Here is a 22,869-nt window from a genome sequence, read left to right as displayed (position 1 = left end):
AAGGAGGAGGCGTGAACCAGACCGGCGCCCTGTCCCGGATCGTCGAGCCGCTCGGCCCCGGCCTGTCCCGGACGTGGGAGGTGTCCGAGGTCCTGCTCGACACCCGCACCGACTACCAGCACGTGGTGATCGCCCGCACCGCCCACGGCGTCACCCTGTTCTGCGACGACGACCGGCAGAGCAGCGAGCTGAGCCAACTCGTGTACCACGAGGCGCTGATGGTGCCGCCGATGCTGCTGGCCGACCAGGTGCGCCGGGTGCTGGTGGTCGGCTCGAGCGAGGGCGTGGTGAGCCAGCTCGCGGTGGCGCAGGGCGCGGCCGTCGTGGACCACGTGGACATCGACCGCGCCGCGGTGCGCGCGTGCGCCGAGTACCTGCCCTACGGGTACACGGCGGACGAGCTCGCGGTGGCCGAGGCCGGGACGGGGCCGGTACGAGTGCACTACCGGGACGGCTGGTCGTTCCTCGCCGAGGCGTCCGGGTCCGACGCCGGCTACGACCTGGTCGTGATCGACCTTCCCGACGAGACCACGGATCAGGACGCGCAGCACAACCGGCTGTACGGGACGGAGTTCCTGCGCCGCTGCGCCGGGGTGCTGGCGCCGGGCGGGGTGGTGGTCTGCCAGGCGGGCTGCCCGACGTTGTGGCGCAACACGACGCTGCGCGGCGCGTGGCGGCGGTTCCACGAGGTGTTCGGCACGGTGGTGTACTTCGGCTCGGACGAGCACGAGTGGGCGTTCCTGTCGGGCCGGGTGGACCGGTTGGCCGACCCGGTGGGCACGATGGTGGGCCGGCTGCCGACCGCCGGCTACCGTCCGGAGACGCTGGACGCCGAGGCGCTGCGCGGGGGCGCCGTGCCGCCGCACGGCCTGCGGGTGGACGGCTCCGGGGTCACAGCTTCCGACCGGCCAGCACCCGCCGGGTGACGGCGCGCTCGGCGACGAACGAGACGAGCGGCACGCACCCGGCCAGCAGCACGAGCACCGCGCCCTTCACCGACCAGCGGGCCTTGATCGCGAGGTCCACGGTGAGCACCAGGTAGATCATGTACAGCACGCCGTGGATCGGGGAGTAGACCGCCGACGGGGTGGGGTTGTCGAAGCCGTAGCGGATCACCATGACGGCGCACAGGCCGAGCAGGCCGACACCGGTGACGTAGGCGGCCACCCGGAAGCGGGTGAGCGTTCCCCGCAACACCCGGGTGGGTGTCCGGGGTTCGGTTCCGGTGGTCGGTCCGGTTTCGGTGGACATGGTGGTGCCGGGCCCCTCTCGTGCGGTGGTCAGGAGTTGCGCCGCTGGTCGCGCCGGTGCAGCTCGGCGAGGTAGCGGTTGTACGCGGCCAACTCGTCGTCGGTGTCGTCCTGCTCGCCGGCGGGAGGTGCGGGCCGGGTCGCCGGCGCCGGGGCGGGCCTCGGCGCCGGCACGTTTGCCGGCCGGCGGCCCCACTCGGCGCGGCCGCTCGCCGGCTGCCCGGTGCCGTGCTGCCCGGCGCCGTGCTGCTCGGCGCGGCGGCGCAGCTGGCGCATCCGCCAGAACACGAAGATGGGGAACAGCCCGAACAGCGGCCACTGCAGCACGTAGCCGAGGTTCTGGAAGGTGCCACCCGCGGAGGAGAACCGCTCCCACTGCCACCAGGCGAGCCCGCAGCAGAGCACCAGACTCGTCAGGCACACCGTGACGATGGCGAGCCTGCGGGCCAGGACGGAGCTGTCACGCACACCTCGACGCTAGCACCCGGCCCACCGGCGGCGGCTCAGCCGGGGTGGACCGCCTGGGCGGACTTGGCGTAGCCGTCGGCGAGGGCGAACACCTTCTGCGCGTACTCCACCGAGTTGTTGTACGACAGGATGCCCGACCACCAGCCCTGCGCGCTGGCCATGTCCCGCCCGCCCACGCACAGGTAGCGGGCCGCCGCCAGCGCGGCGTCGTCAATCTGGTGCGGGTCGCCCCTGCCGTCGCCGTCCCCGTCGGCCGCGTAGCGCGCCCACGTGCTCGGGATGAACTGCATCGGCCCCACCGCCCTGTCGTGGGTGGTGTCGCCGTCGAGCTGCCCGCCGTCGTCGTCCTCGCCGCTTGCTGGGCTGGGCACGTCGCCGTCGAGCTGCCCGCCGTCGGTGTCGGCGATCGCCTTCACGCCCGGCGAGCCGTTCAGCGGCACCCCGATGATCGGCTTCGACGGCCGGCCGTCCGCACCCAGCTCCGCGCCGCCGTAGCGGCCGTGGTTGGACTCGATCCGGCCGATTCCGGCGAGCGTGGCCCAGGACAGCCGGCAGCCCGGCTGCGTGGCCCGCATCGCCAGCTCCGCGTTGCCGTACGCGAGCAGCGCCCGCGCCGGGACACCCACCACGGGCGCCGCCCGGTCGGCCCACTCGGCCAGTGTCGCCGGGCCGGGACGCGCCGGCGCCGGCCCGGTCTCACCGCCCGCGGCCGGACGGTCGAGCGTGTTGCTCACCGGTGCGACGCTGCCCGGCTCCACCGGCGCCGCCGCCACCTCGAGCGCCGGGATCTCGGTGGTCGTGGGTCCGGCCTCGGGGGTGGCCGCCCTGCCGACCAGCCAGACCCCGCCCCCGGCCGCGGCGAGCACGGACACGACGACGGCCAGCCGCCCCGCGGCGGCCATGCCCCGCCGCGGGCTCCGTTCCGTCCGGGTGGCCCCGGGGACGGCCGCACCACCATCGGCGGGGGAGGCCTCCGTGATCACATTGGTCACGGGGATGCCGTCGTGACTCTCGCCGACGGGCTCGGGGCGCTCGGACATACCGTGCAACAAGCGGTGCCTTTCGAGACCGGGCCCGCGACCGGGCCTGTCGAACCGATGCCGGGGTGTCACCACCACGCCGACGCTGTCATCAGCACAACGACGCCGTGCGGCGTGGCGTTACGGCCGCCGGTCCCGCCGGTGCCGTGCCGGCACCCCGGCACCGGTCGGCTCAGCTCGCGGCGTCCTTCCGCTGGCGGGACAGCCGGGCGACGCACCACGCCGGCGCGCTCCCGCGGCGCAGGTGCTCCAGCACGGTCAGCGGCCCGAGCCGCCGACCGAGGTCGGCGGGGGTGAGCCCGGCGGCGCGGTAGTCCAGCGCCCGCTGGTCCAGCGGGCTGATCCCGGCGTCCCACCAGGCCTCGGCCTCGGTGACGTCACCGATCATCTGCCACCAGCCCGCGGCCGCCGCGAGCAGGTCGTAGGGCACCTCGGGCAGCCTGCGGCGCATGGCCGCGACGTAGGACGGGTCCGCGGAGTCGACCCTGACCCAGCCGTTCGCGCCGGTGCGCTCCCGCTGGCCGGGGATGCCCGGAGCCGCCGCCGGGGCGTCGGCCAACCACGCCGAGGCGATCTGGTGGATCTCCCGGTCCTCCGCGCTCTGCTCGCGCTCGGCCGCCCACTGCTGGATCAACGCGTCCACTCCGGGATCTCCCGTCATCCCTGCCTCCTTAGCCACGCACTGGGGTAGTTCAGGACTGGTTCCGCCTCGCGGGAACTGGTGCGCCCAACATGCGTGCGGCGATTGGCTCCGAGGCAATCGACCGATCACGCAATGTGAGCACAGTAGGACCCGGCGCCGATGCTCCGCCAGTCCCCCGCGCCAAGGAATCCAGTGACCAGGGGGTTGTGGGGCGTAATCCACCCGGATGGTGGATCCTCACATCGCCATCGGGTGTCCCCTGACGCTCCGTAGCCACTGCTCGGGCGCGCAGCACTCCGGCCCGGCGCGCCCCGAGGGCGTGCCGGGCCGGTGCGATGTGGGGTCAGGCGAACAGGTTCTGGACGAACGTGAGGAGGGCCTCGGCGCCGTCGCGCAGCCATCCGAGCGCGGTCTGCACGGCCTCCGCGGACTCCGTCGGCCGGCTGATCAAGAGGAAGAGGACGAGCGCGACGACGCCGATGACGAGGACCTTCTTGACTCCCGGCGACATGGCTCCATCCGATCGGTCGTGCACCCCGCGATCACCGCGCGGCGCAGTGCTCAGCCGGCGACCCGACCATCCTCCGAAAAGTACACCGTGTCGCGGGACACGCGATCGATGATCACGCGGATGGGCGGCCGCCATGACTCCCCGTGTTCGGCGAGTGTGATCACCACTCTAGAGAAGCAGCCGTGATCGCACTACCGGACACGCCCGCCCACCACGGGTTCGGCTCGCCGGTTCAGCTCAGCTCACCACCCCGTCGGCGCGCAGCCGCTCGAGCTCGGCGTCGTCGAGGCCGAGCTCGCCGAGCACGTCGGCGGTGTCGGCCCCCCTCTCGTGCGGTGGCTCCGGCACCGCCGGCGGGGTGCGGTCGAACCGCGGCCCCGGCGCCGGCTGGATCACCCCGCCGATGTCGACGAACGTGCCCCGCGCGCGGTTGTGCGGGTGCTCGGGCGCCTCCCACGGCGACAGCACCGGGGTCAGGCACGCGTCGGTGCCCTCCGCCCTGCGCACCAGCTCGTCCCGGGTGTGCTTGCCGATGGCCTCGGTCAGGATCTCCCGCAGCCGCGGCCACTCGTTCTTGTCGAGGTGGAACGGCACGGTCTCCGGGTCGAGGTCGAGCACCGTCAGCAGCTCGGCCCAGAACCGCATCTCGATCGCGCCCACCGCGACGTACTTGCCGTCGGCGGTCTCGTAGGTGTCGTAGAAGGGCGCGCCGCCGTCGAGCATGTTGTCGCCGCGCTCGCCCGGCCACACCCCCGACGCGCGCATGCCGTGCAGGCTCGTGGTGAGCAGTGCCGCGCCGTCGACCATGGCGGCGTCCACGACCTGCCCCTTGCCCGACGTGGTGCGCTCGTACAGCGCCGCGAGCACGCCCATCGCCAGGAACAGCCCGCCGCCGCCGAAGTCACCGATCAGGTTCAGCGGCGGGACCGGTCGCTCACCGGCCCGGCCGATCGGCTCCAGCGCGCCGGCGATGCCGATGTAGTTGATGTCGTGCCCGGCTGCGGTGGCCAGCGGCCCGTCCTGGCCCCAGCCGGTCATCCGGCCGTAGATCAGCCTCGGGTTGCGCGCGTGCACGTCGGCGGGGCCGAGGCCCATCCGCTCGGCCACGCCGGGCCGGAAGCCCTCGATGAGCACGTCGGCCCGCTCGGCCAGCCGGAGCACCAGCTCCACGCCCTCCGGCGACTTGGTGTTGACGCCGATGGTGCGCCGGCCGCGCATCAGCGGGTCGTAGGAGAAGCCGAGCACGTCGGCACCGGGGCTGGCGCGGTCGATCCGCACCACGTCGGCGCCGAGGTCGGCGAGCACCGTACCGGCGAACGGCGCGGGCGCGAGCCCGGCCAGCTCGACCACCTTCAGCCCGCTCAGCGGGCCAGGCTTCATCACGTCACTGCGTCCTTTCCTTCGATCGCCCGGTCACAGCGTGCGGGAGATGATCTCCTTCATGATCTCGTTGGTGCCGCCGAAGATCCGGGCGATCCGGACGTCGGCCCAGGCCCGGGCGATCGGGTACTCGGTCATGTAGCCGTAGCCACCGAACAGCTGCAGGCAGTCGTCGATCACCTTGTTCACCCGGTCGGTGGTCCACAGCTTGACCATCGCCGCGCCCTGCACGTCGAGCTCGCCGCGCAGGTGCCGCTCGACGCACTGGTCGAGGAAGGCCCGGGCGACCGCGGCCTCGGTGGCCGCCTGCGCGAGGGTGAACTTCGTGTTCTGGAAGGTGAAGATCGGCCGGCCGAACGCGGTGCGGTCCTTGGTGTAGGCGATCGTCTGGTCGATCGCGGCCTCCATGCCGGCCACCGCGGTCACCGCGATGAGCAGGCGTTCCTGCGGCAGCTGCTGCATGAGCTGGACGAAGCCGAGCCCCTCCTGCTCGCCGAGCAGGTTCGCCGCGGGCACCCGCACGTCGTCGAAGAACAGCTCGGCGGTGTCCTGCCCCTTGAGCCCGACCTTGTCCAGTACCCGACCCCGGCGGAAGCCCGGCGTGTCGGTCTCCACCACGAGCAGCGAGACGCCCTGCGCGCCGGCGTCCGGGTCGGTCTTCACCGCCACGACCACCAGGTCGGCCTGCGCGCCGTTGGTGATGAACGTCTTCGCGCCGTTGACCACGTAGGAGTCACCGTCGCGCACGGCGCGGGTCCTGATGCTCTGCAGGTCCGACCCGGTGCCCGGCTCGGTCATCGCGATCGCGCCGACGTACTCGCCGCTGGCGAGCTTGGGCAGCCATTCCCGCTTCCTCTCCTCCGCCGCGTACGCCAGCAGGTAGTGCGCGACGATGCCGCTGTGCACGGCCACGCCCCAGGCGCCGTCACCGGAGCGGGCCTGCTCCTCGAGCAGCACGGTCTCGTGGGCGAACGTGCCCCCGCCCCCGCCGTACTCCTCGGGAACGGACAGCGCGAGCAGGCCGACCTCGCCCGCCTTGGTCCACAGCTCCCGGTCGACCTGCTTGTTCTCGATCCACCGCTCCTGGTTGGGGGTCAGCTCCTTCTGGCAGAACGTGCGCGCCAGCTCCCGGAACTCCTCCAGGTCGTCGTCGCTCCACGAACTCCGGTGCCTCTGCAGCGCCACGGCAAGCCTCCTGATCCGCTCCGGCCGTCGGTGGCAAACATTCCAGCCGGGATGTAAGTTCCAGCTGGAATGTACCGTCGAGCCGGACGACCGGTAAAGACCGAGGCGGGAGTGAGCCGTGCCGGACACGACACCGCGGCGGCACCGCACGCAGGCCGAGCGGCGGGAGCGGACCCGGGCGGCGCTGCTCGACGCGACGATCGACTGCCTGGTGGAGATCGGCTACGCACGCACCTCCGTGCAGGAGATCTGCGCGCGGGCCGGCGTGTCCAAGGGCGCCGTGCAGCACCACTTCACCGACAAGGCCGAGCTGATGGCCGCCGCCATCGAGCACCTCACCGAGCGGCTGAAGGCGCAGCGCCTCGGCTCGATGGCGGACCTTCCGGCCGGGCCGGAACGGGTGGCCGCCGCCATCGACCTGCTGTGGGAGGCCTACTCCGGCACGCTGTCGACCGCGGTGACCGAGCTGTGGGTCGCGGCGCGCACGGACCCCGAGCTCAGGGCGGCCATGCGGCCGGTCGACCGGGCGCTGGGCCGGTCCGTCCTGGAGAACATCGCCGCGGCCGCCGGCACGGCGCCGCGGGAACGGGTGGAGACGCTGTTCTGGCTGACCGTCAACCTCACCCGTGGCCTCGCGCTCGACGCCGAGCTCGGTGGCGATCCCAAGCGGCGCAAGCAACTGATCGAGGAGTGGAAGCGCCTCGCTGTGCAGCTGTACGCGGGTGGCTGAGGCGCGGGTCGGCCCGGCCCTCGCTCGGGCCGACCCGCTCTACCAGTGATGAGGTCCGCGCGCCCGCGCCGTGACGTTCGCGTTCGCGAACCCCTGGGCCCGACCCGGCTATGCGTTGTCGAACGCGGACCCGGCCAGGGTGGCCGGATCGCGGCCAGCATGCGTACCGCACGCCATCGAATGCTCACCGTGCGGAGCCGGGATCGACTCGTAACCGGCGCCCCCGCGAACCGGCACGAGCTTCTTCGACTGCCCCGTCGTGGCGCGCTGCGTGTGGCCGGACGGGGTCAGCGTGAACGTGGTGGCCTGGCCGCTCAACGCCGCCACGGCGGTGTTCCTCGTGGCGGCCGTCGTCATCGCCGCGCACGCCACCGCGCCCGCCGCCGGCAGGACGTGGCAGGGGGCGACGAGCGCCAACGGCTGGCCCGTCCTCGCCGAGGGCGAGGCGGAACACTTCCGGATCGAGGGCAGCACGCTGTCCGTGCGGCTCACCCCCGCCGCGGCCCCGGTGCTGCTGTCCGTCGCCCGGTGATTCCTCTACGAGATCGAGTCCGAGGTTCCGCCCGGCGAGATCACCGTGCCCCGACCGGCGGCCGTTACCAGCGGCTGGTGGCGAAGCTCCGTGGCTGGGACGCCGAGCCGGACCAGGGGCCCGGCACCATCGACACCTTCTCCCCCGAGCGCCGCCGGCGAGCCCACCCGAGCTGACGACGGCCGCCATCGTTCGCGTACCGGCGGTATGCTCTACTCGTCGGTAACCAGTGGGCGCGGACACGGAGGCGGCGATGACCAGCACGACACCGCAATCCTTGGGCAGGGACGTACCGAGCACCATCGGCGGCGTCGCGGGCGCGCCACCGGCGACGCGGGCGGCGACCCTGGTCGGGCGGGTGACCGGCGGCAAGGATTCGGCGCCGGTGGAGACGACCTCACCGTTCACCGGGTCGCTCACCGCGACGCTGCCGCAGGCCACCGACGCCGACACCCGCGCCGCGTTCGCCGCGGCCCGGCAGGCCCAGCAGGCGTGGGCGGCGCGGCCGGTCGCCGAGCGCCAACGCGTCCTCGTCCGGCTGCACGATCTGGTGCTGGACCGGCAGGACGAGGTGCTCGACCTGATCCAGGTGGAAGCGGGCAAGGCGCGGATCGACGCGTTCGACGAGGTGGCGTCGACCGCGCTGGTCGCCGCCTACTACGGCCGGCACAGCGCGCGGATCCTGCGGCCCCGGCGGGCCGCGGGCGTGATCCCGGCGTTGACCAGGGCCGGGGAGGTCCGCCACCCGAAGGGCGTGGTCGGGGTGATCTCACCGTGGAACTACCCGCTGGCGCTGACCGCCATGGACGTGTTGCCCGCGCTGATGGCGGGAAACGCGGTGGTGCAGAAGCCCGACAACCAGACGGCGCTGCCCGCGCTGTGGCTGCACGAGCTCGCCGAGGAGGCGGGGTTGCCGGCCGGGGTGTGGCGGGTGGTGCTGGGCCGTGGGTCCACCATCGGCGCGGCGCTGGTGGAGGAGTCGGACTACCTGTGCTTCACCGGCTCGACACCGACCGGGAAGGCGCTCGCCGGGCAGGTCGCCCAGCGGCTCACCGGGTACTCGCTGGAGCTCGGCGGCAAGAACCCCATGGTGGTGCTGCCCGACGCCGACGTGGCGAAGGCGGCCGCGGGCGCGGTGACCGCGTGCTTCTCCTCGGCCGGCCAGCTGTGCGTGTCGGTGGAGCGGATCTACGTGCACGACGGCATCCGGGAGGAGTTCACCAGGGCGTTCGTCGAGCGCACCGAGGCGCTGCGGCTCGGGGCCGCACTCGACTACGGCGCGGACATGGGGTCGTTGACCTCGGCCGAGCAGCTCGCGGCGGTGGACGCGCACGTGGCGGACGCCCGGGAGCGGGGGGCGCGGGTGCTGACCGGTGGGCGGGCCCGGCCGGACCTGGGGCCGCTGTTCTACGAGCCGACGATCGTGACCGACGTGCCCGAGTCGGCGCGGCTGTTCCGGGAGGAGACGTTCGGCCCGGTGGTGGCGATCTACGGGTACGCGAACGTCGACGATGCGATCGAGCGGGCCAACGACACGAAGTACGGGCTGAACGCCAGCGTCTGGACGCGGGACACCCGGGCCGGGTGGGCGCTGGCCGCACGGCTGAAGGCCGGGACGGTGAACGTCAACGAGGGGTTCGCCGCGACCTTCGGCAGCGTCGGGGTGCCGATGGGCGGGATGAAGGAGTCCGGCGTCGGCCGGCGCAACGGCGCCGAGGGGCTGCTGAAGTACACCGAGTCGCAGTCGATCGCGGTGCAGCGCGGCCTGCGGCTGCGGCCGTTCCGCGGCATGCCGCCGGCGCTGTGGACCCGGGCCATGACCGTGAGCCTGAAAGCCCTGCGGCGGCTGCCCGGCCGGTAGTGCGGCGCGGAATTCCGTCATCCCGAACGTCGAACTCGGCGTCGGGAACGTCGAACTCCGCGTCAGAGGAGGCCGCGGTCGTAGGCGATGGCGACGGCTTCCGCGCGGCGGCTCGCGCCCAGCTTGGCCATCGCCCTGGACAGGTGCACGCTCACCGTCTTCTCGCTGATGTACAGCTCGGCGCCCACCTGCCGGTTGGTCCGGCCGAGCGCCACCTGGCGCAGCACCGCCAGCTCCCGATCGGTGAGCGGGCTCACCACGTCCCGCCGTGCCGCCTGGCCGGGTAGGTCCACCCGCGCCCGCCGGGCGGTGTCGCGCACCGCGTCGCGCAGCGGCCGCGCGCCCAGCCGCTCCGCCACCGCGGCCGCGTCGGCCAGCTCCTCGGCGGCCGCCGCGGCGTTCGCGGCGCCGTCGTGCGCCAGCAGTGCCTCCGCCCGCTGCCACCGGCAGATCGCCTGCTCGTACACCGCGCCGTAGTCGAACGCCCGCACGGCCTCCGCCCACAGCTCCGGGTCCGGCGCACCGGTCAGGCAAGTCGCCGCGGCCTCCGCCCGCGCCAGCCAGGCCCGCCCCTCCGGACCGAGCGTGCCGGTGCGCGGCCACCCCTTGGCCGCGCACCCGCGGACGTGCTCCAGCAGGGCCCCACCCTCGGCAACGGCGGTGGTCACCGCCTCGTCGTCACCGCGCAACCGGGCGCTCGCCGCCCACGCGGCCGCGGCGGTGATGCCGATGGCGCCCAGCCGGATGCCGCCGAGCTGCCACGGGGTGAACTCCTCGAGCCAGCCGACGGTCTCCCGCACCCCGCGTACCGCCACGGCGTGATCTCCCCGCCAGAACGCCAGCTCAGCCCGGGCCGCCCCGCCCGACAGCGGGATCTGGGTGTCGGTCCGCCATTGCTCGGCCACGTCGGCCACCAGCCGCTCGGCCACGGCCAGGTCACCCCGGCCGACCGCGATGTGCGCCCATGCCGCCGCCATCCGCGCGGTCACCACGGTCGATCCGGTCCGCTCGGGCAGCACGGCGGCGTCCACCTCCGGCCAGTCCCCGGTGACGTAGCGCAGGAACAGGTGCTTGAGCCGGATCTCGATGCCGAAGGAGCTCCAGGTCAGCCCCGCCTCCTCGGCGTAGTCCAGTGCCCGCCGGTAGGTGGCCTGTGCCCGGTCGAGCTCGCCGTGATCGTCGTGGCTCAGTCCGAGGAAGTACAGCGCGCGCAGCGCCACCGCCGACGCGTCGGCGGCGTGCGCCTTCCGCATCGCCTCGTCGAGCAACTCACGGGCCCTGGCGACCTCACCGTCGTGCTCGGTGAGCGCGCCGAGCACGACCAGCGCGTCGGCCTCGCCGGCCGGCGAGCCGACCGTGCGCGCGTCGGCCACGGCGGCCTGCGCGCACCGCAGCGCCTCGGCGAACTGGCCGGTGTTGCGCAGGAACTGCGCCCTGGTGGCCAGCACCCAGACCCGCGCCGGGCTCGGCTCGGCGTCGGCGACCAGCTCCCACGCCCGCTCCACCGCCTCGACCGCCTCGTCGCGGGTGCTGTCCAGGCTCATCAGCGCCAGGGCCAGCCGCCGCCAGGTCTTGGCGGCCCGCTCGGCACGGACCGTGCCGTCCAGCGCGGCGACGGCTGAACGGGCATAGGCGATCGAACGCTCCGGCTGGCCGGAGGCGCCGGCGAAGTAGGACGCCTCGTGCAGCAGCTCGTGCTCGTCCACCCCGTCCGGGCGCTGCTCCGCGGGCACCGCGTCCCAGATCCGCAGCGCCTGCTCGACGTGCCCGAGCGCCGATCCCGGCGCGCCCAGCTTCTCGGCCTGGTCGGCCGCGCGGACGGCGGCGGCCAGCGCCGTCGGCAGGTCGTTGCTCTGCAGGCTGTGGTAGGCCAGCGCCGCGTCCCGCCCACGCACGTCCGGCTGGCCCAGCAGCCGCGCGGCGTACGCGGCGTGCATCCGGGACCGCTCCCCCGGCAGCAGGTCGCCGTACACGGCCTCGCGCAGCAGGGCGTGCCGGAACGCGTAGTAGCCCCGCTCGACGACCAGCACGTGGTGTTGCACGGCGGCGCGCAGCGCCTCGTCCAGCTCCCGCTCCCCCAGCCCGGACACCTCGGCCAGCGCCGCGTGCGACACCCGCCCGTTGGCCACCGACGCCACCCGCACCACCTGGCGGGCGTCGGCGGGCAGCCGCTCGAGCCGGGCGAGCAGCACCTCGGCCAGCCCGGCCGGCAGGTCGGCGCACGCGGGTCCCGAGGCGAGCAGCTCCTCGGCGAAGAACGGGTTGCCCTCGGACCGCTCCACCACCGTGTCGACCAGTGCCGGGTCGAGCGGACCCTCGGCCAGCGCCTCGACGAGCGCCCGCGCGTCCGCCTCACCCATCGGCGGCAGGTCGATCCGCTGCACCGCCGGCAGCCGGACCAGCTCGGCGAGCACCGGCCGCAGCGGGTGCCGACGGTGCACGTCCTCCTCCCGGTAGCTGGCCACCAGCAGCAGCCGCTGCGCCCGCAGCCGGGAGATCAGGAACGACAGCAGGTTGCGGGTGGACGTGTCGGCCCAGTGCAGGTCCTCCACCACCAGCACCACCGGCCGGTCGGCGGCCAGCTCGGTCAGCACCCCCAGTATCGCGTCGAACAACTGCAGCTGACCGAGATCCTGCTCGCTGGTGCCGCGGCCCAGCGAGTCCTGCGCCGCCGGCGGCAGCGGCTGGTGGTGCGCACCCGCCGAGGCACCCGCCGGCGCGAGCTGCGGCAGCAGCCGGCCGAGCGCCGGCCGATTGCGCATCGCGGCGAGCACGGCCGCGTCGTCGGCCGTCGCCAGCGGGGTGAGTGCCTCGGCGAACGGCAGGTACGGCAGGCCACCCTCGCGCACGTCGAGGCACCGCCCGGTGAGCACCAGCGCGCCGGCCGCGGCGGCGTGCTCGGCCAGCTCGGTGACCAGCCGGGTCTTGCCGACCCCGGCGTCGCCACCGACCAGCACCGCCCCGGCCGCGCCGGCCTCGGCGCGCGCGAACGCCTCCCGCAGCCTGCCGAGCTCGGCGGCGCGGGCGACGAGGGGGATTCCGGATCCGAGGCGAGGCACGAGATGCATTGTGGCCTACCGGTCCGACAGTTCCGCCATCGTTTTCACTGCGGGCGCACGCGCCAGCGCGCCACCGGCCGGGTGGGCGGTCCCACCCGACCGGTGCGCGTCACCGGGCACGCCCGGTCCGCTCGACGCGCTCGTGCTCGCCGCGCCGCTGCCGCGGCACCCCGGCCTCGGTCCGCTTCGCGCTCCGCCGGCTGGCGCCGATCCGCTGCACGCGCCCGGCCTTGCGCATCTCCTCCACACGGTAGGCCGCCTCGGCCCGCACCGCGTCCCACAACAACCAGTCCGTGGTCATCGTCCCTCCGACCTTTCGAGATCCACCTTTGGTGAAACTCAGAGTCGTCGTAAGGGGTGGGCATCGGCATCCGACGATCACGCCGCCGAGGACCGCCGCGATCCCTTACCCCGCCACCCGCGGCGGACGCGGCACCCACGCGGGTAAGGGCACCGGCGCGACCAGCCCTCCCGCGGCCGGCGGTGCGCGATGGTCGCCGCGTGGCGGTCCTTCCGGCCACGCTCCTCCCCACCGCGACCCGTCGCCGGCGGTCGTCGCGTGTCCGGTGCAGGTCGCGCTGCGACCCCAGGCCGCGCTCCTCCCGCCTCGGCTTCTCAGCCGTCGCCGCACGGTCGGTCGGGGTACGCTCACGGACGGTACCGCCAGGTCGGGAGGTGAGCCGTGGGGCCGCGCGACCCCGTCGTCAGCCCGCTGCAGGCCGCCGTGCACCGGCGGCTCGCCGAGCTCGCCCGACACGGCGGCCCCGCCGGCGAGGTCGAGGCGCTGGCCGCCGCGCTGCGTGCGGTGCTGGCCGAGCACCGGCTCGACGCGCACGGGCGCTGCGTGACGTGCCGGCCCCGGCGCACCCGGCTGCTGTTCTGGCGGCGCGGCCGCATCCCGTGCCGCGCCTACCTGGCCGCGCAGCTACGGCTGGGCGCCACCGACCCCACGGGGCTGCCGGAGTTCCCCGCCCGCCGGCACCGGGGGCGGGCGGGCTACACCCGGTGACCTCTCAGCAGGCCTTGCGCCAGCTGCACTCGAGCTCCACTTCCGTGCCGTCCGCGCCGGCTGTGCCATCCATGCCGGCCGAGCGCGGTTCGGGAACCGCCACCGGCTGTCGCCGGTCGGCCGCGCCGGCGTACTGCGCCAGCCGGATCGCCACCGCGTCCTCGAGTGGCTTGGCGCTGGTCAGCGTCTGGTTGCTGACCATGGCGAACACCAACTCGGTGCCGTCGGCCGCGGTGACGTAGCCGGACAGCGCGCTCACCCCGGTGAGCGTGCCGGTCTTGGCCCGCACCCTGCCCTCGGCGGCGGTGTCCCGCATCCGGTTGCGCAACGTGCCGCCGACCGCACGGTCGGCGACCCCGGCCACCGGCAGCGACGCATGAAAGTCCGGGAACCACGGCCGGTCGCGGGCGGCCAGCAGCAGCTCCGCCAGCTGGGCCGGGGACACCTGGTCCATCCTGGACAGTCCCGATCCGTCGACGACCGCGGTGCGGGCCGGGTCGACGCCGAGCCCGGCGATCGCCGCCCGCAGCCGGGCCAGCCCCGCCGGCCAGCTCCCGGCGCCGCCGGCGGCCCTGCCGGCTTCCTTCACCAGCGCCTCGGCGTGCATGTTGTTCGACAGCTTCATGAACGGCAGCATCAGCTCGCGCACCGGCATCGACCGCCGCTCGGCGAGCACGGCCGCGCCGGGCGGCGTGGCTCCGGTGGCGGTGCCGCCGACCACGTGCACGCCGTGCCGGCGCAGCGCGTCCCGGAACACGGCCGCGGCCAGCCCGGTCGGCTCCCACACGGCCATGTACTCGGTCACCGGCGAGCGGCCGGCGGGAATGCTGCCGGTGACGGTGATGGTGTTGCCGCCATGCTCCCGGTCGACCACCAGCGTAGTGGGTCCGCCGGCCGCGCCGGTGGTCGCCGTGGACCGCACGGTCACGTAGGTGTTCGGCGGCTCGACCTCGACGGTCGGCGCGGCACCGGCGGCACCCGGGGTGACCCGGACGATCACCGAGCCGGCGTCGTAGTCGGTGTCCGGCGCGATGGTCAGCGCGGAGATCTGCGCGTTGTAGTAGTACGGCTCGTCGTCCCACGCCCAGCCGAGGCCGAGCCGGACGTCGTCGAAGTACGTGTCGTCGGCCACCAGCCGGCCCCGGACCAGCCGGATCCCGGCGTGGGCCAGGTGAGCGGCGAGCGCGTCGTAGTCCGCGGCGAGCATGGTCGGGTCGCCGCCGCCGCGCAGGTACAGGTCGCCGGTGAGCACCGGACCCACCCGCCGCGCGGGCGACTCGACGGTGGTGCGGAAGCGGTGCTCCGGGCCGAGGCGGTCCAACGCCAGCGCGCCGGTGAGCAGCTTGCCGTTGGACGCAGGCTGGCGTCGGCGGTCGCCCTGCCGGTCGAACAGCACCTCGCCGGTGTCGGCCCTGCGGACCACGAGGCCGATGTCGGCGCCGGCGAACGCGGGCGCGGCGAGGACGGCGCTCAGGTCCCGACCGAGCGCGTCGTCACCGGTGGCGCTCGGTGCCCCCGCGGGCGCGACCACCAGCGCGGCGAGCAGCGCCACCAGGACGGCCACCCGCCCCGGTCGGGACGGGACACGTCGGAACTGCGGACATCGGGACATGGGCCACCCCCATCGCCGGCACCCTCGGCACGGTGCGCCGATGATAGCGATCAACCGGATCGGAGGCGATGTGGTGAGCGCTTACCAAGGAGACCGAAAGTAGGCAGACTACCGCACCGTGGCAACCCGGGCGCAAGGCTACTTTCGGTCGGACTGGTATCTACCGGCACTGTTACGCCACCCGGAGCAGCCCCTCCTGTACGACCGTGGCGATGTGCCGGCCGTCGGCGGCGAAGAACCGCCCGGTGGCCAGGCCGCGGGCACCCGACGCGGTGGGCGAGGCGCTGTCGTAGAGGAACCACTCGTCGGCCCGGAACGGGCGGTGGAACCACAACGCGTGGTCGAGACTCGCGCCGATCACCCGGTCCAGGTCCCAGTAGACGCCGTGCCGGGCCAGCACCGAGTCGAGCAGCGTCATGTCCGAGGCGTAGGTCAGCACGCACACGTGCAGCAGGCGCTCGTCGGGCAGCACCCCGTCGGCGCGCATCCACACCTGGTTGCGCGCGGGGCGCTCGCCGGTGTCGCGGGTGACCCACGGCGGGTCGTTGACGTAACGGATGTCGATCGGCCGCGGCCGACTGCGCAGCCCCAGCCGCTCGGCGTACGGCCCGGCCCGCTCGGGCAGCGTCGGCAGCGACTCCGGGTCCGGCACGTCCGGCATCGGCTCGGCGTGCTCGAGGCCGGGCTCCTCCTTCTGGAACGACGCCGACAGCGCGAAGATCGCCTTGCCGTGCTGGATGGCGACCGCGCGCCGGGTGGTGAAGGAGCGCCCGTCGCGGATCCGGTCCACCTCGTAGACGATGGGCACGCTCGGATCCCCCGACCGGATGAAGTACGCGTGCAGCGAGTGCACCTGCCGCTCCGGGGGCACGGTCCGGCCGGCCGCGACCAGCGCCTGCCCGGCGACCTGGCCGCCGAAGACCCGCACCGGCGAGTGCGGCGGGCTGACCCCGCGGAAGATGTTCTCCTCGATCTTCTCCAGGTCCAGCAGGGCGACCAGCCGGTCCAGCACGGTCTGCCCGCCGATCCCCTGCTCGCTGTCCAGCCCGGTGGCGGCTTCGCGCGCGGCCTCAGTCATGCCGCGACCCTATCCGCCGCCGATCACCGGCACCGACCGTTCCGGGCCGGATTTGACCGACCTCACTCAGGCATGGTCCTCTTCGCCGAGCCGGTGCACCCGAATGAGGTTGGTCGAGCCGACCGTGCCCGGTGGCGACCCCGCGACGATCACCACGAGGTCGCCCGGCTGGCAGCGGCCCATCTCCAGCATCGCGTGGTCGACCTGGCGCACCATGGCGTCGGTGTGGTCCACCTTCGGCACGATGTGCGTGGTGGTGCCCCAGGTCAGCGCGAGCTGGCAGCGGACGCTCTCCTCCGGGGTGAACGCGAGCAGTGGCAGCCGGGTGTGCAGCCGGGCCAGCCGGCGCACGGTGTCTCCGGACTGGGTGAACGCGACCAGCGCCTTCGCGTTGAGCCGCTCCCCGATGTCCTTCGCCGCGTAGGAGATGACGCCCCGCTTGGTGCGCGGGACATGGCTCAACGGCGGCACGGTCGGCGAGTCGGCCTCCACGGCCTGGACGATCTTGCTCATCGTCCGCACGCTCTCGATCGGGTAGCGGCCGACGCTGGTCTCGCCGGAGAGCATGACCGCGTCGGCGCCGTCGAGCACCGCGTTGGCCACGTCGGAGGTCTCCGCGCGGGTGGGCCGGGAGTTGTTGATCATGGAGTCGAGCATCTGGGTGGCCACGATCACCGGCTTGGCGTTCTCCCGAGCGATCTGGATGGCCCGCTTCTGCACCAGCGGCACCTGCTCCAGCGGCAGCTCGACGCCGAGGTCGCCGCGGGCGACCATCACCCCGTCGAAGGCGAGCACGATCGCCTCGAGGTTGTACACCGCCTCGGGCTTCTCCAGCTTGGCGATCACCGGGATCCGCGGCCGGCCCACCCGGTCCATCACCTGGTGCACCAGGTCGATGTCGGCGGGCGAGCGGACGAACGACAGCGCGATGAAGTCCACACCGAGCTCGAGCGCGAACTCGAGGTCCTCGATGTCCTTCCCGGACAGCGCCGGCACCGACACGTCCATGCCGGGCAGCGAGACGCCCTTGTTGTTGCTGACCTGGCCGCCCTCGGTGACCTCGCAGACCATGTCCGGCCCGGTCACCTCCCGGACGACGAGGCCGACCTTGCCGTCGTCAACCAGCAGCCGGTCACCCGGCTTGGCGTCCCTGGCCAGGCCCTTGTAGGTGGTGGAGACCCGGTCGTGGGTGCCCTGGACGTCCTCGACGGTGATCCGGACGACGTCGCCGGTGCGCCACTCCACCGGGCCGCCGGCGAACGTGCCGAGCCGGATCTTCGGGCCCTGCAGGTCGGCGAGGACGCCCACGGCACGGCCGCTCTCCGCGGCGGCGGCCCGCACCAGGTCGTAGACCTGCTTGTGGTCGCCGTGGCTACCGTGACTGAAGTTCATCCTGGCCACGTCCATGCCGGCGTCCACCAGCGCCCGGATCTTCTCCGCCGTGGAGGTCGCCGGACCCAGCGTGCACACGATCTTCCCGCGTCGACTCACAGACAATGAGGGTAGTCGCTTCGGGCCCGTCCGTCTGTACCGATCCCGAAATCGATACACACCACCCGCGTCGCTAGCGGCGGGGCAGCTCGCTCAGACCCACGTGGTCGCGGGCCCACTCGTTGAGGGGGCGCAGCGCGCGCCAGGCCCGCCGCACCCGGGTGAGACAGGCACGCTCGTGCAGCGTGTCGTTCGGCTCCCAGGTGCGGATCGCGTAGAGCGACCGGTGCCGCAGCAGATCGAGCCGGGGGTGGTCGGCGGAGACTCCGCGCGGCCGGGACCTCAGCACGTCTCCGGCGAGAGTCCACCCCGCCCCGCGCAGGGTGTCGACGATCTCCGCGAGCGCGCGGCCGTGCACGTCCGTGTCGACCGCGCGGCGGAACGCGGCGAGCTGGTCGGGAGCGAGGTGGAAGCAGCCCCCGCCGACCCGCAGCCCGGCCGGGCCGACCTCGACGTAGTACGCGCCGCCGCCGCGGCCGGCCTCGATGACCCCGCCGCAGTGTGTCTTGTACGGGCGCTTGTCCCGGGCGAACCGGACGTCGCGGTGGGGGCGGAACACCTTGGGCTCGCCGAAGTCGGCGCCGAACTCGGGCGCCAGCTCGGCCAGCAGCGCCTCCATCGGCTCGCGCACGTCGCGCCGGTAGACGTGCTGGTGCTCCTGCCAGTACGGCTTGGAGTTGTCGGCGACCAGTCCGTCGAAGAAGTCGATGGCGTACTCGCCGAAGCCGGTGAACCGCACCGGCCGACGATAGCGGTCGCGGGGAGGGCCGGTCCCGACCGGCCCTCCCCGCGACCCCCGCTGGCCCTACCGGCTCAGCCGTTGCGGATGGCGGTGATCAGCTCACCGCCCGCGGTGTCACCGGACAGCTCCCAGAAGAAGGTGCCGCCGAGGCCCTGGGCGCGGGCGTAGCCGACCTTGCCCCGGATGGTGGCCGGGGTGTCGTAGCCCCACCACTGGTTGCCGCAGTGGGCGTAGGCCGTGCCGCCGACCGTGCCGGTGGCCGGGCAGCGGGTCTTCAGCACCTTGTAGTCCTCGATGCCCTGTTCGTAGGTCCCGGGTGCCGGCCCGGTGGCCGACCCGCCCGGCGCGCTCTGCGTGACACCGGTCCAGCCGCGGCCGTAGAAGCCCAGGCCCAGCAGGAGCTTGCTCGCCGGCACACCCTTGCTCCTGAGCTTCTGGATCGCCGCGTCGGAGTCGAACCCCTGCTGGGGGATGCCGGGGTAGGCGGTGAGCGGCGAGTGCGGCGCGGTCGGGCCCTGTGCCGCCCACGCCCCGAAGAAGTCGTAGGTCATCACGTTGTACCAGTCGACGTGGCGGGCGGCGCCGGCATAGTCGGCCTTGTCCAGCTTGCCGCCGGGGCTGGCGTCGGCGGTGATCGCCGCGGTGACCAGCTGCGAGCCGAACCGGGAGCGCAGCGCCGACATCAGGTTGGTGAAGGCCGTCGGGCCGCTGGTGTCGCAGGTGAGGCCGCAGGCGTTGGGGTACTCCCAGTCGATGTCGATGCCGTCGAAGACGCCCGCCCAGCGCGGGTCGTTCACGAGGCGGTAGCACGACTCGGCGAACGCCGCCGGGTTCCGCGCCGCCTCGCCGAAGCCGCCGGACCAGGTCCAGCCGCCGAACGAGAACAGCACCTTGATGTGCGGGTACATCTTCTTCAGCCGCTTGAGCTGGCCGAAGTTGCCGCGCAGCGCGCCGGCGTCCCAGGTGTCGGACACGCCGTCCACGCTCTGACTGGCGTTGTAGAACTTGTCGTAGTCGGCGTAGGCGTCCCCGATGGTGCACCGGCCGCCGCTGACGTTGCCGAACGCGTAGTTGATGTGGGTCAGCTTCGCGGCCGAGCCGCTGGTGTGGATGTTCTTCACGTGGTAGTTGCGCCCGTAGACGCCCCACTGGACGAAGTAGCCGAGTGTCTTGCCCACCGCCGTCGCCTCGGGCGGGCCGGCCGCCGCGCGGGTGGTCGACCCGGTCGCCGCGGGCGCGGCCAGCGTCACGGTCATCAGGGCGGCCGCGAGCGTGGCAACCACGGCCAGGAGAGTGCGTCGAGCTGCTGTGAACATACGAGCTCCGTACTGCCGCAGGGAGCCGCCGGCCCCGCCGGGTCGGCGACCGTTGGGCGTCCCCTGGCGGTCATCGAGGTGGCCATCCGGGCACGGAGGGGACAACTCGACGTTAAGTGGACTAGACCAATCGGTCAATGGTGTGGACCATTCACCCGACTTTCGTCGGAGGCCCGCAGCGGCTCAGAAGGTGAGCCCGAGCACCCACGCGCCGAGCGTGTAGGCGGCCAGGGTGACCAGCACCAGCGCGGCGACGTTCAGCCAGACGCCGCCGCGGATCATCTGCCCCATGGTGATGTGCCGCGAGCCGAACGCGATCGCGTTCGGCGGGGTGGCCACCGGCAGCATGAACGCGCAGGTCGCGGCGAGCGCCGCCGGCACGACCAGCAGCATCGGTCCGTGCCCGAGGCCCACCGCGACACCGCCGAGGATCGGCAGGAACGCCGCGGCGGTCGCGGTGTTGCTGGTCAGCTCGGTGAGCAGCAGGACGAGCGCGACGGTCACCGCGACGAGCAGGACCGTGGGCAACCCGCCGAGGCCACCCACCCGGTCGCCGATCCACGTGCTCAGCCCGGTGTCGGTGAACTGGGCAGACAGGCTCAACCCTCCGCCGAAGAGCAGCAGCACGCCCCAGGGCAGCTGCTTGGCCGTGTCCCAGTCCAACGTGCGCACCCCGCGGCGGGCGTCGACCGGCAGGACGAACAGGATCACCGCGACCGTCATCGCGATGCCGGCGTCGGAGATCCGCGACAGCCACGGCAGCGCGCCGCCGATCGTGTCGGTGTCGGCGAGCACCGGAACGAAGATCCAGGACAGCGCCGCGAGGACGAACACCACGAGGGCGTTCCACTCGCCGCGGCTCATCGGCCCCATCTCGCGCAGCTGCTCACGGATCAGCTCGCGGCCGCCGGGCAGCTCGCGCAGCCGCGGCGGGAACACCAGCCGGGTGAGCACCAGCCAGGCCAGCGCGAGGAACACCACCGCGAGCGGCACGCCGAAGAGCATCCACTCGCCGAAGCCGAGCTGGATGCCGTGGTTGTCGGCGAGGTAGCCGACCAGCAGCGTGTTCGGCGGAGTGCCGATGATCGTGCCGAGCGAGCCGATCGAGGCGGCGTAGGCGATGCCGAGCATCAGCGCGGTGGCGAAGTTGGGATCGCCCCTGCCGTCCCCGAGCTGGGACACCAGGCCCAGCACGGAGATGCCGATCGGCAGCATCATCACCGCGGTCGCGGTGTTGCTGACCCACATGCTGAGGAACGCGGTGGCGATCATGAACCCGGCGATGAGCAGCACCGGCCTGGTGCCGACCGCGAGCACCGTGCGCAGCGCGATCCGCTTGTGCAGGTTCCACCGCTGCATCGCCAACGCCAGCATGAACCCACCCATGAACAAGAAGATCACGTCGTTGGCGTACGGGCTCGCGGCGTCCTTGATCCCGGCCACGCCGAACACCGGGAACAGCACCAGCGGCAGCAACGCGGTGGCGGCCAGCGGGAGCGCCTCGGTCATCCACCACACGGCCATCAGCACCGCCACCGCGGCGGTGGCGCGGCCGGTGGTGGACAGGGTGTCGGGCAACAGCAGGAAGGCCAGCAGGGCGAGCACCGGGCCGGCGCCGACGCCGATCCACCGGCGGCGCACACCCCCGCCGCCCCGCTCCGGTCCCGCGTCGACCGCGCGGCCTTCCACCTGCGACATGCGTCACCTCCGTGGCTCGAGTGCCCGGAATGTACCGTGTGCCCCCGTCCGCGAGCACCGTTTCCGTCGGGACAGGTGCCCAGACACGCGTCCGGACACGCGCTCGTCGCGCCGTCGGACACGGTGCGGGCCACCGCCCCGGCGGGGAGCGGTGGCCCGCACCTCGACCGGCGCGGCCGGTCAGCCGAAGAACACCTGGGCCTCCTCGTAGCGCTCCATCGGCACGGTCTTCAGCTCGGCCGTGGCCTCGGCCAGCTTGACCCGAACGATCTCGGTGCCGCGCAACGCGACCATGACACCGAAGTCGCCGTCGTGCACCGCGTCCACCGCGTGCAGGCCGAACCGGGTGGCCAGCACCCGGTCGTAGGCGGTGGGCGTGCCGCCGCGCTGGGTGTGGCCGAGCACGACCGCGCGGGACTCCTTGCCGGTGCGGGCGGAGATCTCGTCGGCGAGCCAGGTGCCGACACCGCCAAGCCGGACGTGGCCGAAGGCGTCCTTCTCCCCGCTCTGCAGCACCTCCGCGCCGCCCTCCGGCAGCGCTCCCTCGGCGACCACGATGATCGGCGCGTACATCCGCTCGAACCGGCGCTCGACCCACTCGACGACCTTGTCCACCGAGAACGGCCGCTCGGGCACCAGGATCACGTTCGCGCCGCCGGCGAGGCCGGAGTGCAGCGCGATCCACCCGGCGTGCCGGCCCATCACCTCGACGACCAGCGCGCGGTGGTGGGACTCGGCGGTGGTGCGCAGCCGGTCGATCGCCTCGGTGGCGATGTGCACCGCGGTGTCGAAGCCGAACGTGTAGTCGGTGGCGGCGAGGTCGTTGTCGATGGTCTTGGGCACCCCGACCACGCCGATGCCGTCGTCGGTGAGCCGCCTGGCCACGCCGAGGGTGTCCTCGCCACCGATGGCGATCAGCGCGTCCACGCCCTGCTCGGCCAGCACCGACCTGATCCGGTCCACTCCACCGTCCACTTTGTATGGATTGGTGCGGGAGGAGCCGAGGATGGTGCCGCCCCTGGTGAGAATCTCCTCCACGTCGCCGAGGACGAGCGGCCGGCTCTCCCCGGTGAGCGGGCCCTTCCAGCCGCTCCGGAACCCAACGATCTCCCAGCCGTGCACCTCGATCCCCTTGCGCACCACGGCGCGGATCACCGCGTTGAGCCCGGGGCAGTCGCCACCGCCGGTCAGCACACCGACACGCATTCGCTCTCGACCTCCGCCTTGCGCTGGTTGTCCTACGTCACAGTTGTCACCCGCCAGC

At 73.4% G+C, this 22,869-nt stretch carries 21 protein-coding genes; 5 read left to right on the top strand and 16 right to left on the bottom strand.

All coding sequences use genetic code 11. The features are described from left to right. Positions 1-11: 11 nt before the first annotated feature. Entirely contained in the window at positions 12-926 is a 915-nt protein-coding gene (locus BM051_RS15165) for a spermidine synthase (RefSeq protein ID WP_243859838.1), read from the top strand. Here BM051_RS15165 and BM051_RS15160 read toward each other — a convergent pair. From BM051_RS15160 to BM051_RS15135, 7 genes are all read right to left on the bottom strand, one after another. Beyond that, a complete protein-coding gene (locus BM051_RS15160; RefSeq protein ID WP_092530772.1) occupies positions 892-1,251 on the bottom strand; it encodes a DUF3817 domain-containing protein in 360 nt (119 codons plus the stop codon). The genes BM051_RS15165 and BM051_RS15160 overlap by 35 nt on opposite strands. Positions 1,252-1,280: 29 nt before the next feature. After that, on the bottom strand, positions 1,281-1,718 hold the full coding sequence (locus tag BM051_RS15155) for a hypothetical protein (protein ID WP_092530771.1): 438 nt from the start codon (positions 1,716-1,718) through the stop codon (positions 1,281-1,283). 35 nt (positions 1,719-1,753) lie between these two features. Continuing rightward, positions 1,754-2,716, bottom strand: coding sequence for a lytic murein transglycosylase (locus BM051_RS15150; RefSeq protein ID WP_425319718.1), 963 nt, complete (start codon positions 2,714-2,716; stop codon positions 1,754-1,756). Positions 2,717-2,930: 214 nt separating this feature from the next. Continuing rightward, positions 2,931-3,419: a transcriptional regulator gene (locus BM051_RS15145; protein WP_092530769.1), complete on the bottom strand. Its 489-nt coding sequence runs from the start codon at positions 3,417-3,419 to the stop codon at positions 2,931-2,933. 325 nt (positions 3,420-3,744) lie between these two features. After that, a complete protein-coding gene (locus BM051_RS29055) occupies positions 3,745-3,912 on the bottom strand; it encodes a hypothetical protein (protein ID WP_166677854.1) in 168 nt (55 codons plus the stop codon). Positions 3,913-4,149: 237 nt separating this feature from the next. Next, a complete protein-coding gene (locus BM051_RS15140) occupies positions 4,150-5,292 on the bottom strand; it encodes a CaiB/BaiF CoA transferase family protein (protein ID WP_092530768.1) in 1,143 nt (380 codons plus the stop codon). 33 nt (positions 5,293-5,325) lie between these two features. After that, the gene (locus BM051_RS15135) at positions 5,326-6,477 is read right to left on the bottom strand and encodes an acyl-CoA dehydrogenase family protein (protein ID WP_092530767.1); all 1,152 of its coding nucleotides are present in this window, start codon (positions 6,475-6,477) and stop codon (positions 5,326-5,328) included. 118 nt (positions 6,478-6,595) lie between these two features. Between BM051_RS15135 and BM051_RS15130 the strand changes: the two genes are divergently transcribed. The 3 genes from BM051_RS15130 to BM051_RS15120 all read left to right on the top strand — a co-directional run bounded on the left by BM051_RS15130 (position 6,596) and on the right by BM051_RS15120 (position 9,600). Continuing rightward, positions 6,596-7,207, top strand: coding sequence for a TetR/AcrR family transcriptional regulator (locus BM051_RS15130; RefSeq protein WP_092530766.1), 612 nt, complete (start codon positions 6,596-6,598; stop codon positions 7,205-7,207). Between the two features lie 259 nt (positions 7,208-7,466). Continuing rightward, positions 7,467-7,739 carry a hypothetical protein gene (locus BM051_RS29410; protein ID WP_208326028.1) on the top strand — a complete coding sequence of 91 codons (273 nt, stop codon included), beginning with the start codon at positions 7,467-7,469 and terminating at the stop codon, positions 7,737-7,739. A 253-nt stretch (positions 7,740-7,992) separates the two neighbouring features. Beyond that, positions 7,993-9,600: a succinic semialdehyde dehydrogenase gene (locus BM051_RS15120; RefSeq protein ID WP_092530905.1), complete on the top strand. Its 1,608-nt coding sequence runs from the start codon at positions 7,993-7,995 to the stop codon at positions 9,598-9,600. A 62-nt stretch (positions 9,601-9,662) separates the two neighbouring features. Here the strand turns inward: BM051_RS15120 and BM051_RS15115 are convergent, their stop codons facing one another. Further along, positions 9,663-12,668: a helix-turn-helix transcriptional regulator gene (locus tag BM051_RS15115; protein ID WP_092530765.1), complete on the bottom strand. Its 3,006-nt coding sequence runs from the start codon at positions 12,666-12,668 to the stop codon at positions 9,663-9,665. 100 nt (positions 12,669-12,768) lie between these two features. Continuing rightward, entirely contained in the window at positions 12,769-12,960 is a 192-nt protein-coding gene (locus BM051_RS15110) for a hypothetical protein (RefSeq protein ID WP_092530764.1), read from the bottom strand. A gap of 381 nt (positions 12,961-13,341) precedes the next feature. On the opposite strand from BM051_RS15110, the gene BM051_RS15105 reads away from it, so the two are divergent. After that, positions 13,342-13,668: a hypothetical protein gene (locus BM051_RS15105; RefSeq protein ID WP_092530763.1), complete on the top strand. Its 327-nt coding sequence runs from the start codon at positions 13,342-13,344 to the stop codon at positions 13,666-13,668. Positions 13,669-13,672: 4 nt separating this feature from the next. Here BM051_RS15105 and dacB read toward each other — a convergent pair whose 3' ends face one another. The 7 genes from dacB to BM051_RS15070 all read right to left on the bottom strand — a co-directional run bounded on the left by dacB (position 13,673) and on the right by BM051_RS15070 (position 22,811). Beyond that, positions 13,673-15,232, bottom strand: a complete 1,560-nt coding sequence (gene dacB, locus BM051_RS15100; RefSeq protein ID WP_092530762.1) for a D-alanyl-D-alanine carboxypeptidase/D-alanyl-D-alanine endopeptidase — start codon at positions 15,230-15,232, stop codon at positions 13,673-13,675. Between the two features lie 220 nt (positions 15,233-15,452). Beyond that, positions 15,453-16,358 carry an acyl-CoA thioesterase gene (locus tag BM051_RS15095; protein ID WP_092530761.1) on the bottom strand — a complete coding sequence of 302 codons (906 nt, stop codon included), beginning with the start codon at positions 16,356-16,358 and terminating at the stop codon, positions 15,453-15,455. A 66-nt stretch (positions 16,359-16,424) separates the two neighbouring features. Next, positions 16,425-17,849 carry a pyruvate kinase gene (gene pyk, locus BM051_RS15090; RefSeq protein WP_092530760.1) on the bottom strand — a complete coding sequence of 475 codons (1,425 nt, stop codon included), beginning with the start codon at positions 17,847-17,849 and terminating at the stop codon, positions 16,425-16,427. Between the two features lie 73 nt (positions 17,850-17,922). Further along, positions 17,923-18,588 carry a DUF2461 domain-containing protein gene (locus tag BM051_RS15085; RefSeq protein WP_092530759.1) on the bottom strand — a complete coding sequence of 222 codons (666 nt, stop codon included), beginning with the start codon at positions 18,586-18,588 and terminating at the stop codon, positions 17,923-17,925. 74 nt (positions 18,589-18,662) lie between these two features. Beyond that, positions 18,663-19,907 (bottom strand): glycoside hydrolase family 18 protein, encoded by a 1,245-nt coding sequence (locus BM051_RS15080; protein ID WP_092530758.1) that lies wholly within the window; start codon positions 19,905-19,907, stop codon positions 18,663-18,665. A gap of 183 nt (positions 19,908-20,090) precedes the next feature. Further along, positions 20,091-21,605, bottom strand: coding sequence for an SLC13 family permease (locus BM051_RS15075; RefSeq protein ID WP_092530757.1), 1,515 nt, complete (start codon positions 21,603-21,605; stop codon positions 20,091-20,093). Positions 21,606-21,785: 180 nt separating this feature from the next. Next, the gene (locus tag BM051_RS15070) at positions 21,786-22,811 is read right to left on the bottom strand and encodes a 6-phosphofructokinase (protein ID WP_092530756.1); all 1,026 of its coding nucleotides are present in this window, start codon (positions 22,809-22,811) and stop codon (positions 21,786-21,788) included. Between the last annotated feature and the right edge of the window lie 58 nt (positions 22,812-22,869).

This window comes from Amycolatopsis arida (assembly GCF_900115565.1).
Lineage (GTDB): Bacteria > Actinomycetota > Actinomycetes > Mycobacteriales > Pseudonocardiaceae > Yuhushiella > Yuhushiella arida.
Note: the sequence above shows the minus strand (reverse complement) of the source record. Positions and strands in the feature narration are given on the sequence as shown.

Bases quoted from the DNA above. Each gene is read 5' to 3' on its own strand.
- BM051_RS15140 (WP_092530768.1), bottom strand. From the start codon at position 5,292: ATGAAGCCTGGCCCGCTGAGCGGGCTGAAGGTGGTCGAGCTGGCCGGG.
- BM051_RS15070 (WP_092530756.1), bottom strand. From the start codon at position 22,811: ATGCGTGTCGGTGTGCTGACCGGCGGTGGCGACTGCCCCGGGCTCAAC.
- BM051_RS29055 (WP_166677854.1), bottom strand. From the start codon at position 3,912: ATGTCGCCGGGAGTCAAGAAGGTCCTCGTCATCGGCGTCGTCGCGCTC.
- BM051_RS15115 (WP_092530765.1), bottom strand. From the start codon at position 12,668: ATGCATCTCGTGCCTCGCCTCGGATCCGGAATCCCCCTCGTCGCCCGC.
- BM051_RS15110 (WP_092530764.1), bottom strand. From the start codon at position 12,960: ATGACCACGGACTGGTTGTTGTGGGACGCGGTGCGGGCCGAGGCGGCC.
- BM051_RS15145 (WP_092530769.1), bottom strand. From the start codon at position 3,419: ATGACGGGAGATCCCGGAGTGGACGCGTTGATCCAGCAGTGGGCGGCC.
- BM051_RS15080 (WP_092530758.1), bottom strand. From the start codon at position 19,907: ATGTTCACAGCAGCTCGACGCACTCTCCTGGCCGTGGTTGCCACGCTC.
- BM051_RS15075 (WP_092530757.1), bottom strand. From the start codon at position 21,605: ATGTCGCAGGTGGAAGGCCGCGCGGTCGACGCGGGACCGGAGCGGGGC.
- BM051_RS15095 (WP_092530761.1), bottom strand. From the start codon at position 16,358: ATGACTGAGGCCGCGCGCGAAGCCGCCACCGGGCTGGACAGCGAGCAG.
- BM051_RS15160 (WP_092530772.1), bottom strand. From the start codon at position 1,251: ATGTCCACCGAAACCGGACCGACCACCGGAACCGAACCCCGGACACCC.
- BM051_RS15120 (WP_092530905.1), top strand. From the start codon at position 7,993: ATGACCAGCACGACACCGCAATCCTTGGGCAGGGACGTACCGAGCACC.